The sequence below is a fragment of the Phytobacter sp. RSE-02 genome (assembly GCF_040578655.1).
Taxonomy (GTDB): Bacteria; Pseudomonadota; Gammaproteobacteria; order Enterobacterales; family Enterobacteriaceae; genus Phytobacter; species Phytobacter diazotrophicus.
Genome location: NZ_JBEULY010000009.1, coordinates 76805 through 89776, shown reverse-complemented (window position 1 = coordinate 89776; position 12972 = coordinate 76805). Strand labels below are relative to the sequence as shown.

The following is a 12972-nucleotide window of genomic DNA, read 5'->3' as shown; positions in this document are numbered from 1 at the left end:
GGGACTCCTTATTCTCCGTCCTGTGACTTTGGCGTTATTTACGGATGTCGTCTGGAAGATTTGTGCAAAGTTTCCGGTAGTGGGCTGGCGATAGCCGATATGCCCGCTGGAACCAGCGTCCCAGGTGGCTTTGATCGGCAAAGCCCAGCGCAGCCGCCACGTCCGCCGGTTGTTCGCCGCGCGCCAGCTTGCTTCGGGCATTGGCCAGCCGCAGTTGAATAAGCCAGGCATGGGGGGAGAGATGAAATTCGCGCTTAAAACAACGGGTCAGGGTAAACCGGTCGGTACCCGTTTCGCGGGCCAGATCGGACAGGCCGATGTTTTCCCCCATATGCGCATGCAAATAGTCCCGTGCGCGATGGGCCACCGCTGCGCTTTGCAGATGCGACGGCAGGCGCTTGCGCCACTGGCTGTGCCGGGTAAGCTGCCCGAGCAGATCATCCATGGTGCTTTGCTGCACAATGCGCATCTCTTCGCTGTGCAGTGAATGAAAGGTCCGGGCAATCGCGCCAGCAAGCAGTGGCTCGCGCGCCATCGTGCGGGAAAAATGCAGCGAATAACTGGAAGGGACGGACTCGTACAACCCCCGGAGGGTGGAACTGAGCCACGCTTCATCGAGGTAGAATGTCAGGTAGGTGAAACCGCCTTCAACCGGCGCGTCACCATCGTGAATTTCACCAGGCTCGAGTAAGAAAGCATCTCCCGGCGTACTGCGATGACGTTCACGACGGCAATGAAATTCCTGCGTTCCGCTGAGGGTGATACCCACCAGATAGCTGTCGTGCCAGTGCGGATCGTACGCATGGCCCTCAAAGTGGGCGCGAATTGTTTCGATGCCGGTGTCCGCATGTTGCCGCAGTTCCAGCCAGTCATTAGCCATATTGCCTCCGAAATCCCCGGGAACAGCATTACTCTCCCGTGCGGAAAAATCTGGAAGATTTGTGCAATACGCCGTTTTGTGGCGCAGAATCACTCAGACTGCCGCAAACTTGAGCAACTGAACAGCATTTTTTGAAATAGAGTTGACGCATTACATTGATTAGGGTTTAATGCGCCCCGTTGCCCGGATAGCTCAGTCGGTAGAGCAGGGGATTGAAAATCCCCGTGTCCTTGGTTCGATTCCGAGTCCGGGCACCACTTATTCAGAGAACCCAGCCTATGGCTGGGTTTTTGCTTTTCTACGACCGGACTCCCCATCGAACTCCGTTCGATTATTCACCGCAAGCGGCTCACCCCTTCGGGGCCAGCGCGACAAGCGCGCTGTTCAACGCCTCCGGCGTTAGTCCGAGTCCGGGCTCCACTTATTCAGAGAACCCGCCCACAAGGCGGGTTTTTGCTTTTCTACGACCGGACTCTCCATCGAACTCCGTTCGATTATTCGCCGCAAGCGGCTCACCCCTCCGGGGCCAGCGCGACAAGCGCGCTGTTCAACGCCTCCGGCGTTAGTCCGGATCCGGGCACCACTTATTCAGAGAACCCAGCCTATGGCTGGGTTTTTGCTTTTCTACGACCGGACTCTCCATCGAACTCCGTTCGTTTTGTAGATACGGTGAATGTCTTCCACCTTTTTTAGCCACGGCTGACTCGTTTTCCCGCATGACAACCACAGCGACAACTTTATAACCCGCTGGCACAGAGCGTGCATTTCGCCATGAACGTAAGGTGAACGGAACCCACCTCCCGAGCCGCATATTTCCCTCCTGGCTGGAGCTCCCCACAAGCAGCACCTATACTGCGGTCATGCTTTAACCATTCCCCCAAAGCTTATGACAACCCAAACGCTTACCCGTCAATGGCGTCTGCCTGGCGCCATCGTAGCAGTGATGTTATTGCTGGCCGCCGCCTTCACGCTGCATGCGCACTGGAATGCCTTTATCCAGTGGTGCCTGGCAACCCAGATTACGCTGCATCGTTATCTGGTGATGTACCTGCTGCAACTGAATAACCATCAGTATGCCGGGGGACTGTGGCTACTGACCGGTTCGTTCTTTTATGGCGTGTTACATGCGGTTGGGCCGGGTCACGGAAAATTTATCGTCACAACCTATCTCAGCGCCAACCTGGAGAGCCAAACCGCCGCCCGCGTCATCCCGTTTCTTGGCAGCCTGATGCAAGGCGTGAGCGCCATTCTTTTTGTCTTTGTCCTCGCGGTAGGTTTTAACCTCGCCTCAGGCGATCTCAGTGAGAGTCGCTGGTACGTAGAGAAAATCAGCGCGTTTATGGTGGGTGGGTTTGGCGTCTGGCTCATCGTCAAAGCGATAAAAACCATCAGACCGCAAAAAATGAAAATCACTGCCATGAGGCCTCTGCCTCACCGGCATTCTGACGACTGCGGCTGCGGAAACCACGGTGTGGGAATCAGTACGCAGGGCGACTGGAAAACACGTCTGGGCGTCATACTCGCCATTGGCGCACGCCCCTGTAGCGGCGCAATCATGATTTTGCTCTTTTCTAACGCGCTGGGCATTGTGAGCTGGGGGATCGCAGCCGTAATGACAATGGCATTCGGTACCGCATTGTCGATTATGGGTCTGTCACTGGCAGTGCGTTATGCCCGCAACCGGACGGCTGCCTTTTTTGGTGCGGAGAGCGGCAGCATACCATGGCTGGTACCGGCACTGAATATCGTCGGCGGCCTGGCGCTGATTTTGTTCGCCGTGGTGTTGTTCTTAACCGTCGTTCCGGTCAGTCCTGGCGGTGATTATATTGCGGCGGGCTGCTGATAAAAAAAAGCCCGGTACGTGAACCGGGCTTTGTCTGTTACTCGTTAATCCGTGGGTGCTGGTCGACAAGGCGTGAGCGTTTCGCCTGTAGCTCAGCAATTTCCGCATCAATATCTTCGATTTTCTGTTCAATATTATCGTGGTGCTCGCGCAGGATCTCTTTTGCCTCCTGGATATCGGAGGCCGCAGGCGTCGCACCTTTTAATGGGCGGTTCGCCGTCTCCTTCATCGTAAGCCCAGTGATCAGGCCTATCACCGCAACAACCATCAGATAATAAGCTGGCATCATCAAGTTCTGAGTACTTTCAACCAGCCAGGCGGCCAGTGTCGGGGTCAGACCAGCTACCAGCACCGAAATGTTAAAGGCACTCGCCAGTGCGCTATAACGAATATGCGTCGGGAACATTGCCGGCAATGTCGATGCCATCACGCCAATGAAACAGTTGAGAATCACGGCCAGCATCAGCAATCCCGCGAAAATCAGCCCCGTCACGTTGCTGTTGATCAAGATAAATGCCGGAATGGACAGCGCAAACAGCGCCACACTCCCCAGAATAATAAACGGACGGCGGCCAAAACGGTCGCTGAGTAAGCCCATCACAGGCTGAACAAACAGCATACCGACCATAATCGCGATAATAATCAGCACGCCGTGGTCTTCTGAATAGTTCAGGTTATGCGACAGATAGCTCGGCATGTACGTCAACAACATGTAATAGGTAACGTTGGTCGCAATCACCATACCGATACAGATCAGCAAACTACGCCAGTGCTTTGTCGCAATCTCTTTGAAGGAGACTTTCGGGCCGTTTTGCAGCCCTTCGCGATCGCCCTGCTCCAGTTTATCCACGTGCTGCTGGAACGCCGGAGTCTCTTCCAGCGCATGGCGCAAATACAGACCGATTATCCCCAGTGGCAACGCCAGGAAGAAGGGAATACGCCAGCCCCAACTGAGGAAGTTTTCTTCACCAACGACGGTGGAGATAAGCACAACGACGCCCGCACCGATAACGAAGCCCGCTATCGAACCAAAATCAAGCCAACTGCCCAGAAAACCGCGTCGACGGTCCGGAGAGTATTCCGCTACGAAAATCGATGCCCCGGTGTATTCCCCGCCCACTGAGAACCCCTGTGCCATTTTGCACAGCAAAAGCAGGATAGGCGCCCAAATACCAATAGAGGCATACGAGGGAATAAGCCCAATACAGAATGTACTGACGGACATAATCACAATGGTGATAGCGAGAATTTTCTGCCGCCCATATTTATCGCCAAGCATTCCGAAAAACAAACCACCCAGCGGGCGAATCAGGAACGGAACGGAGAAGGTCGCCAGCGCGGCAATCATTTGCACACTGGGGTTGGCATCAGGAAAAAACACTTTACCCAGTGCGTAAGCTACGAACCCATATACGCCAAAATCAAACCATTCCATCGCGTTACCGAGTGAAGCGGCTGTTATTGCTTTTCGCAACTTACCGTCATCAATGATGGTTACATCGCGCAGCGTAATAGGTTTAACTTTCTTCCTTTTTAACATGATGTCCTCTTTTGACTTTCGCCCTGAACCGCGCATTTGATATGCCATAACAGCATTGCGCGTATTAAGCCGTACATGTCGACTTACCTTGTTCAAGCGTAGCAGGTTTACTTACACTGGCTGGTTACAGCCTGTACAACCGAACCTGTTGACGCCTGGCAGAGCGTTGTTTAACCGCCTTTTACCCTAACAGGGTTTAAAAACGTGATCAACTTCACACAAAATATCCCTGTGATAACACCCACAATTCTGGCAATCCATACCTCTTTCTCTCGGAACTGCGTTTTACTTAACGAGAAAAAACGTTTTTAACTTATAGAATGTCCGCGGTCGCTATTTATACCGATATGCCATACCCTCCGTGATTATTATTCTGCTAGCTGTATCCATTCACCTTTTTACAGAAACTATGTAACGCAAAGTTATTTAATTGTTCACATATAAATCTTTACACGGAATATGTGATGAAGATAACTAAAACAGTGTTTTATTTTCATTGAATCAATATTCCAATGATCGCATCATACGTCCAGACACAAAACAGACAAGGATAGCGAGGGTGCTCTCCGGAAAGGAATAACAGCTCCGGACATTGAACAAATTCAAACCAGGAAGGTTTAACTCATTGAATAGCATGTTTTTATTTTCTCGGTCATTGCACATGATGAGATATGAGGATTCATAATGAAAATCAAAGCCACCATTGAACGCATCCCCGGTGGGATGATGTTAATACCTTTGCTGCTTGGGGCAATTTTAAATACGCTGGCACCTAACACAGGCGCTTATTTCGGTTCTTTCACCAAGGGTATGATCACAGGTACGGTACCTATTCTTGCCGTTTGGTTTTTCTGTATCGGCGCGTCAATTGATTTACGCGCCACCGGGACCGTCTTACGCAAATCCGGCACGCTGGTGCTGACAAAAATCGCCGTTGCCTGGGTAGTGGCAATGATCGCCGCCACCTTTATCCCGGAAGGTGGTATTCAAACCGGTTTCTTCGCCGGTATCTCCGTACTGGCTATAGTTTCCGCGATGGACATGACCAACGGCGGCCTGTATGCCAGCCTGATGAACCAGTACGGCACCAAAGAAGAATCGGGCGCATTCGTGCTGATGTCACTGGAATCCGGTCCACTGATGACCATGGTCATTCTGGGATCTGCGGGCCTGGCATCCTTCGAACCACACCACTTTATCGGAGCTGTACTGCCGTTCCTGATTGGCTTTGCGCTGGGCAACCTCGACCACGACCTGCGCGCGTTCTTTAGTAAAGCCACACCAGTACTGATCCCGTTCTTCGGGTTCGCGCTGGGTAATACCATCAACCTGAAAGTGATCCTCGATACCGGTCTGTTGGGTATCGTCCTGGGTGTCGCGGTTATCATCATCACCGGTATTCCACTGATTATTGCCGACAAAGTCATTGGTGGCGGTAACGGTACGGCAGGTGTCGCCGCCTCATCGGCAGCCGGGGCTGCGGTAGCAAACCCGGTGATCATTGCCCAAATCAACCCGGCGTTTGAACCGGTAGCCGCCTCCGCAACGGCGCTGGTGGCAGCAAGCGTGATTGTAACGGCGATTCTGGTGCCTATCATCACCGCACTGTACGCCAGACGGTTTGGCGAAGTGCCTGAGACGACAAAAGCGGCAGACAACCCCGCCGCATCGCTCAATCATTAAAAAAAGCCCCCGACGTGAAACGCCGGGGGCTTCTCTTTACCTGTTTCTCGCTATGTCCTGCAATTAGCCATCAACATTGGTTAATTGCAGGACACACCTTTTTACTCACCGAAAATCTCGTCCACCATGGCAGTGGCTAAGCGCGATGCCGAACAGAGCCTTGGCATACCTAACGCGACTGTCTGCCAGCTTTGGGTCACCGACCAGCAAATGGGGTGACGATCCGCATCGCACCAGTCACCAAGCCAGCCCAGCAGATCTTTATAATCCATCAGGCCCGGTGTCGCAGGCGTTGTCAGCCACTGGTGATAAAAATGGCGAGTGGCAGGCGCAGCATTAATACCCTGCGCCAGAAAATCAGAGGCCATCGCACGCAGGTTATCTTTCAGCATGGAAGCCACCTCGCTACTCGCCAGGCGGCAGGCGTCGCCAAAAGCGCCCCAGCGTAACTCTTCCAGCGCAACATAGCAGCGCCCCGCCATCGACCAGCCGTTGTAATTCCCCGCCCGCCAGCGGGTAAAAATTTGTTCGCTGTGATTTCCCGCCTGTACCGTTAAGCCACGCTGGCCGAGCGCTTTCTCTTTCCAGTTCGCTCGCTGGCTAAAGTGCTCAATTAACTCATCATATTGCTGCTGGTTGCCCGGTGTGTTGGCGGGACGGCGCTGCTCAGCCTGCTGTAATGAGACCAGACGCTGGGTGATACGCGTCAGCGCAAGATGGCCGGGATCGAGCATACTGGCGAGTTTTTCCGCAAGCCCCAGACGCAACGAGTCATTCTCATTTAATACGCCGGACATAGCCCACGGACGCAGTTGGGTCTGCGCCATCACTTCCTGGGTCAGTCTTTCACGAAACAACTGCTGTTGGGGCACAATCTGACTCTGGCGAGGCGCATCTGCCCCCTGCACTAAATCCACAATGAACTTCGGATGAATGCACTCAAGCGTTCGCCCAGGCCCTTCCAGTAGTCGATTTTTCATAATTACTCTGCTGCGAATAGTGTTTGGATATCATCGCGTAAAAGACGTGCATCTTCCTGAATCCAGTTAGCTGTTTTGATGCAGTGTCGCAGGTGCTGCCGCAATGCTAACACTGACGACTCGTTTTGCTGACGAATCGCCAAACTGTCACGCAAACTATCTTGTAGCCCCGCCAGGCTCAGCGAGAACTCGGCAAAGAAGGTTGCCATTCCCGCCGTAACAGAAACATCGACCTGCGCAGCCAAAGCTTTACGAATTTGTTCACAAAAATGAGCAACATGCTGGATGAGCTTGGTATGCAATGACGCCACATCAATGACATAACGGGTACGGGTCACCACGTAATCATCCCATCCCCAGCTCGGATTATTTAACCAACGAGAAACCGTTTCCCGTACGCTTCCGCTACGCGGCACCTGCCCTGCCGGGGTGTCTTCCGGCGCGATCGCGTTGGTAAAGAGCTGGCGGGTATTAAAATTGAGTGCGCTTGCCTGGAAGGCCGGGAAACTGATACGCGCCCGGAAACCCGCGTGGCTGAGCTCTTCTTTAATGCGCATCTCGATCGGGCGCATCGCATCATTGAGTGAGCGGGTCAGGGTATTTTCCAGTTGGTCAAAACGCATCGCCAGTTCGCGACCGATCTTCTCCTGCGCGGTGACAAAAATCGCTTCGCAGGAGGAGCGCATTTTGCTCAGCACAATCTGCGCCTGTCCCTCATCTTCCAGCACCAGTTGGCCTGGCGAAACTCCCACATCAAGACGCAGGTCGGCCTGACTTTCGTTGGCCATTTCCATGATCCTGCCATCACTAAACCAGGCATTAATGGCTCCAACGATTTCCACTTGTTGGCTATTAATGAAGAGGTCCGCCGCCGCCAGCGCTTCATCCACCTCATGATTAATCTCATCGCTGACGCGCTCCTGACAGCTTTTCAGTAGCGTCATATCTTCTTCAAGGCGGCTGATATTGTGCTCAAGGTTCTCAAACGCAACCGTCAGCCCTTGATAGCGGAAATCAAGATATTCCCGGGCGCTCTGGGCGTAGTTAAGCAGCTTATGCGACGCCGAACGCAGGGCATACAGCGACGCGTTGGCATGTGCAGCATGCAACAGCTTGCGAATAGGTTGCTCAAATAGCGAATCTTCCCACAACAGATCGGCGGCGTGATGGATATGTTCAACATCATCCAGGTCAGCCATTCTCCAGCGTCGGCCCAGCGCCGCTTCGGCAAAGTCCTGCACCCAACGCTGCTCTTGCGGGTCGGGTAATTTCCCCTGTTGTTTGATTTCATGGCGGGCGCGGTTCGCCAGATAGCCCCACATCGAGGAGACGGGGAAAATCTGCGTCGGATTAATGTAGCCTTTCATTAATGTCCCGGCGATCAGCGCCCGCACCTGTTCTTCGTCATCACTGTTACGGTCTTTCTGATCGAATTTATTAACCAGCGCATACAGCGGAACGGAGCGCCCAACGGCGGAAATCGCGTGGCGCACCTCTTCATCAGAGATCGACTTAAGCTGGGTGTAATCCATTACCGCCAGAACCGCAGACGCTCGCGCCAGTTGCTCATTGAGCATTTTGTGCAGATGCGGCTGCCCAGCTTCGTTTGGCCCTGGGGTGTCGAGCAGCGTCAACTGGCCCAGATCATTTTCAAGGCCTGCCAGGTGAACAAACTCAACTTCAATAACCGGGATATTCTCTATGGAGGCGTAAGCGGAGAAGGGAAAATCAACATCCAGCGCTTTCGACAGGCGCACCAGATCGTTAAGGCTCTTTAAACAATGGAAAATGGGCTGCGCGCCCAGATAATGTTTGTCGAACGCATCCCCTTGTGCGATGCGTTCGAGCAGGGCACTCATGTCTTTATCAATTTCGAGTTTTTGCGCCAGCTTTTCACGGTCATAGGTATAAAGCCGCATCTGGAGTTGCTGGGTCAACGTATCGATTGGCCCTACATGGGCGAAATGCAGTACAGGCTCTTTCTGGCCCGGCGTGTGGCGAATTAATGTCGGCAGCGCCGTCATCGGACGGTTACGATTAGGCAAAACCTCAGTACCCACAATCGCATTGATCGTGGTCGATTTACCCGCTTTCATCGTCCCGACAATCGCTAACACCATCTCCAGCCGGGTGATTTTCCGTAATTCGTTGTGCAGAGTGGCTTGCTGCGTCTCGATGCCGCGAGCACTAAAATGTAATGGCAGTACATTTGCGTTATCTGCTTTGCCGGAAGCCGTCTCATCAAGCGTTGCAATTGGCAGTGCTTTGAGCGCCTGCAGATTCTGCAAGGAGAGCTGTAACAATCTCTCTGCTTCCTGGCTTAATTCGAAAATTGTCTGTGTGTGCATGATAAAAGTCTTTCCTTAACGCAAATTTCTTACTTTTATTAAGCCGTGATGTTTTATTTGTGAAGTTTCGGCTTTTATAATTACGTGTGGAAAATATCTTATAGAAGATAAATGCCTGATGAAAATCAGGAAAAATGCATTTTCTCGGTAGAGACTGACAGAGCACGCCGTCCCGGACATAAAATGGCTGGGAGATAGAGAGCGTAGCTCATTTTCAAGAACGACCAGGATATATCGTCATTTATTTACCCCCCCAATTTGCGAGGTAATTAACTGTCTTCGGTAGAAGACCCTGCTGATATGACAGTATGCTAATTATTAACACCGGTTGCGTCACCTCACCTTATCTGAATTGGCAATGGGTAGCAATTTCCCGTCGAAAATATTCTAAATAACATACATAAGGGTTTACCCCTACTCAGTTGGGGCTAGCATCGCTTAAGCTAATGACAGGATATGTCACCTGTATCACCTTTTTTATCTTTTTCTGAAAAAAAGAATAGCAACAGTAATTATACGGACATGCTGTATAATCGCGGACTTTTCTGGCATAAACCGCCTTTTTCGCTGGCCTGTTTCCAGCATCATACGTACTTTTTGAGGATACCCCCATGCAACTGCCAAACTGCCCGAAATGCAATTCCGAATACGCTTATGAAGATAATGGCATGTTCATCTGCCCGGAATGCGCCCATGAATGGAATGACAACGAAGCTGCTGCCGAAAGCGATGAACTGATTGTCAAAGATGCCAACGGCAATTTACTGGTCGATGGCGACAGCGTCACTGTCATTAAAGATCTGAAAGTAAAAGGGAGTTCTTCCATGCTGAAAATCGGCACGAAAGTGAAGAATATCCGTCTGGTCGAAGGCGATCATAACATTGACTGCAAAATCGACGGATTTGGCCCAATGAAGTTGAAATCCGAGTTCGTTAAAAAGAACTGATAGCCCTCTTTCGCGCCTGCGGATTAGAACTGGTCTTCCAGTCGGCGTTCTTCGTCGTCCAGTTGGCGACGCTCCTGATCGAGCTGGCGCTGCCGGTCATCTAACTGGCGGCGGCGGTCTTCAAGCTGTCTGCGCCGGTCTTCATAGCGTCTGCTCTGCTCGTCACTTCGACGGCGATCGTCATCATACTGCCGATCATCGTCATCACGGCTATCGCTGGGGTGATACGCATCATTAATTGCCCGCTGAATATTGCCGATGGCGTCATCGACAATATCAGCACGGGCGATGTGGCTGGTAAGAGAGAGTGCGCTGATAAACAGCAGGGTTGCGTAACGTTTCATAAAGCCAGTCTCAACAGTGGGCTGGCTTTACGTTAATCAAGCGCTGTTCTCACGAGTAGCGGAGGAATCTCAAACTACGCCGGGTAACAGTTTACAAACCGTAGCGGTCAATAATCTGCCGATGACGCTGTTCATCCAGCCCGCCTTTAATGGCAACGCCAAGCCAGTGCACCGGATGCGGCCAGTCCCGTGTGAGCGTGAGCAACATACTGTCCACTTCCTGCGGCAGCATCGAAAGCGGCGTAGCCAGATTAAAGTACACGCCAGGCAGCGGCTCTTCAGGATTTTCGCGGTCGGTTATTTCATAGTCGCCTTCGCTACTCACCCATACTTGCCCACCCAACTCGCGAACTTTATTCTCAAACTGACCAAACAGCTCCTCGCCCGGATAAACGCCATCAACAAACCATGATGGGGCATATTCACCCTCTTCAATGATTTCGACAGCGTCATAAAGACCGATAAAATACTCCCGCTCGGCTTCATCTTCCGGAGGGGTATTGAGCAGTTCGACATCAAATACTACGCTGTCGCCTAAATGCTGCTGCGCTTTCGGCCAGGCTGGCTGGAAGACTCTGGCCGTCGCAGGCCCGGTACGCTGGGCAAGGTAGTAAACGTAGTCGTGCTCTTCCCGGAAACGTAGCCGTACCGCTCCCCAGTTTTCTTCAATGGGGCCATCTTCGCTGTCGAATTTCATCCCCAACTTCGTTCCGGCCTCACGCACCAGCGCCCACTCCTGCTGAATACTCGCCGCGGTGATCAGATCCCACAGAACATTGTTTGTCTCTTGTTCTTGTTCCTCAAGCATCGCAATAGCGCGCTGAAGACGAGGGATAGCCCGCTCGCTGGCGCGTAGTTTCATTGCCGCGCGGCTCGCCATTAACAGCGGTGCGATCTTAGTGCTGCCTTCTGGCGTCGCGAGCATCGACTCACTCAGGGATTCCAGCGCCGCCCAATCCTCATTGCCAAAGGCTACCTGCATTTCGAACCAGTACGCGACATGGGGGAGCGTCTCGTGATAGTCCTTAGCGAGGGTTAAAACCTCATCGAAGCGCCGCGTACGCAATAGCACACCCAGCAACTCGAACAGAAGAGGAGATTCAGTGTGTGGATGGCGCGACCGCCAGGTTTGCAGCAGCGCGATGGCTTCATCAGCAGCATGGCACGCCTCCAGGGCGGATGACGCCAGCGCAACCAGTTGTTCATTATCTGGCAACTGCATGGCCGCCAGTTTCAGCCACTCCGCTTCCTGTTCAGGGTCACGCGCCTCATTTTGTTTACTGCGCTCGTCAAGCCAGTCATACAATTCATGGGCAGGAACCGGGAGCAGCACCTCTTTTTCCATGCCAGCAATCTCACGTTCAAGATCGGCCAGAACACGGTCAGCCCCCATCTGTTTACGTAAACGTGGCAAACAGGCTTTTGCCTGCCCTAACGCCCGGTGGGCAATCCAGGTCGCATTACGCGCCAGCGCCAGACGAATATGTACAATTGCGGTATCTATTGCAGCCCGCCAGGCCTGCCGGGCGATACGCTGTTCAAGGATTTGCTGTAATGAGACGCCCGTCTGCCAGTTGTTGTAAGAGGCATCGTGGCGGCAAAGCTGGTCGATGATCCTTACCCAGCGGACGACGCCGCGCGTTTGCAGTTGTTTCCAGTGGATAAGGCTGTTGCAGGCGTCATCCAGCCGCCCCATACAGGCATAGGCCTCAGCGCGGATCATCATTCGGGTAAGCCGTATCTGTTCGGCGCTGCCTTCCAGTTCGTCCGGCTCGCAGAGGGGTTCAATCACCGCCAGCGCTTCTTCATAGCGCCCCAAATAGATCAATGCTTCGGCTTCGTTTTCCAGCAGGCCAGTGACATCAGGTTCCCCTGCATCACGTACTTTCTTTATCTGCCCCCGAATGTAATCCAGCGCCTGCTGCTTCTCGCCTTTATCGACCATGGCACAGAATTGCTCGTCCGATAAGCACTGGAAGCAGCTCCATAACGGCGTAATCCGTCCCATCGTTTCCTGACACACGGCAATACGTTCATCCGCCCAGCCCGGACCGTCGATATTGCCGTAGCAATCGCTGAGATCCTGAGTCACGCAAACGGATTGCGGGCAATCAATCGCATCCGGCTGATGGGCACGCTCAAAGAAGGTCACCGCATCTCCCAGCGCTGTCTCGCCTTCGCCCATCCCCAGCCGGTGGCGCATCTCCCAGTGGCCGATAAAGACCTCAAGCCAGGGATTGCCGGCCGTTTTCTTAAATGATCGCGCTTCCGGCAGTAACGCTTCGCTCACATCGGGCTTAACGTCACAAATGGCGTTAATCAATTTATTCAAATGATCGGTAATATAGGGTTGGCCTGCAGCGTGAAGATCCCTTTCATATTGGTTATACCATTGCCATATATCCAT

Annotated in this window: 9 protein-coding genes and 1 tRNA gene; 4 read left to right on the top strand and 6 right to left on the bottom strand. The window is 52.8% G+C overall.

The window, feature by feature from the left end; genetic code table 11:
* Positions 1 to 34: 34 nt before the first annotated feature.
* Positions 35 to 880, bottom strand: coding sequence for an AraC family transcriptional regulator (locus tag ABU190_RS18485; RefSeq protein WP_354692101.1), 846 nt, complete (start codon positions 878 to 880; stop codon positions 35 to 37).
* Positions 881 to 1061: 181 nt separating this feature from the next.
* Between ABU190_RS18485 and ABU190_RS18480 the strand changes: the two genes are divergently transcribed.
* Together ABU190_RS18480 and ABU190_RS18475 are read left to right on the top strand one after the other, a co-directional pair.
* A tRNA-Phe gene (locus tag ABU190_RS18480) sits at positions 1062 to 1137 on the top strand.
* A gap of 629 nt (positions 1138 to 1766) precedes the next feature.
* Positions 1767 to 2723, top strand: a complete 957-nt coding sequence (locus ABU190_RS18475) for a nickel/cobalt transporter (protein WP_354692100.1) — start codon at positions 1767 to 1769, stop codon at positions 2721 to 2723.
* 37 nt (positions 2724 to 2760) lie between these two features.
* Here the strand turns inward: ABU190_RS18475 and proP are convergent, their stop codons facing one another.
* Complete coding sequence (gene proP / locus ABU190_RS18470) at positions 2761 to 4263, bottom strand: glycine betaine/L-proline transporter ProP (protein WP_039077934.1); 1503 nt, start codon at positions 4261 to 4263, stop codon at positions 2761 to 2763.
* Between the two features lie 684 nt (positions 4264 to 4947).
* Here proP and kdgT point away from each other — a divergent pair.
* On the top strand, positions 4948 to 5946 hold the full coding sequence (gene kdgT / locus ABU190_RS18465) for a 2-keto-3-deoxygluconate transporter (protein WP_354692099.1): 999 nt from the start codon (positions 4948 to 4950) through the stop codon (positions 5944 to 5946).
* A gap of 101 nt (positions 5947 to 6047) precedes the next feature.
* Here kdgT and ABU190_RS18460 read toward each other — a convergent pair whose 3' ends face one another.
* Together ABU190_RS18460 and crfC are read right to left on the bottom strand one after the other, a co-directional pair.
* A complete protein-coding gene (locus ABU190_RS18460; RefSeq protein WP_354692098.1) occupies positions 6048 to 6926 on the bottom strand; it encodes a diguanylate cyclase regulator RdcB family protein in 879 nt (292 codons plus the stop codon).
* A 2-nt stretch (positions 6927 to 6928) separates the two neighbouring features.
* Positions 6929 to 9274 carry a clamp-binding protein CrfC gene (gene crfC / locus ABU190_RS18455; RefSeq protein ID WP_354692097.1) on the bottom strand — a complete coding sequence of 782 codons (2346 nt, stop codon included), beginning with the start codon at positions 9272 to 9274 and terminating at the stop codon, positions 6929 to 6931.
* Between the two features lie 611 nt (positions 9275 to 9885).
* On the opposite strand from crfC, the gene ABU190_RS18450 reads away from it, so the two are divergent.
* Positions 9886 to 10221 carry a zinc ribbon domain-containing protein YjdM gene (locus tag ABU190_RS18450; RefSeq protein WP_354692096.1) on the top strand — a complete coding sequence of 112 codons (336 nt, stop codon included), beginning with the start codon at positions 9886 to 9888 and terminating at the stop codon, positions 10219 to 10221.
* A 23-nt stretch (positions 10222 to 10244) separates the two neighbouring features.
* Here ABU190_RS18450 and yjdP read toward each other — a convergent pair whose 3' ends face one another.
* A complete protein-coding gene (gene yjdP, locus ABU190_RS18445) occupies positions 10245 to 10565 on the bottom strand; it encodes a DDRRRQL repeat protein YjdP (protein WP_354692095.1) in 321 nt (106 codons plus the stop codon).
* 91 nt (positions 10566 to 10656) lie between these two features.
* Complete coding sequence (locus ABU190_RS18440; RefSeq protein ID WP_354692094.1) at positions 10657 to 12972, bottom strand: hypothetical protein; 2316 nt, start codon at positions 12970 to 12972, stop codon at positions 10657 to 10659.

Bases quoted from the DNA above. Each gene is read 5' to 3' on its own strand.
- proP (WP_039077934.1), bottom strand. From the start codon at position 4,263: ATGTTAAAAAGGAAGAAAGTTAAACCTATTACGCTGCGCGATGTAACC.
- ABU190_RS18485 (WP_354692101.1), bottom strand. From the start codon at position 880: ATGGCTAATGACTGGCTGGAACTGCGGCAACATGCGGACACCGGCATC.
- ABU190_RS18460 (WP_354692098.1), bottom strand. From the start codon at position 6,926: ATGAAAAATCGACTACTGGAAGGGCCTGGGCGAACGCTTGAGTGCATT.
- yjdP (WP_354692095.1), bottom strand. From the start codon at position 10,565: ATGAAACGTTACGCAACCCTGCTGTTTATCAGCGCACTCTCTCTTACC.
- kdgT (WP_354692099.1), top strand. From the start codon at position 4,948: ATGAAAATCAAAGCCACCATTGAACGCATCCCCGGTGGGATGATGTTA.
- ABU190_RS18475 (WP_354692100.1), top strand. From the start codon at position 1,767: ATGACAACCCAAACGCTTACCCGTCAATGGCGTCTGCCTGGCGCCATC.
- ABU190_RS18450 (WP_354692096.1), top strand. From the start codon at position 9,886: ATGCAACTGCCAAACTGCCCGAAATGCAATTCCGAATACGCTTATGAA.
- crfC (WP_354692097.1), bottom strand. From the start codon at position 9,274: ATGCACACACAGACAATTTTCGAATTAAGCCAGGAAGCAGAGAGATTG.
- ABU190_RS18440 (WP_354692094.1), bottom strand. From the start codon at position 12,972: ATGGATATATGGCAATGGTATAACCAATATGAAAGGGATCTTCACGCT.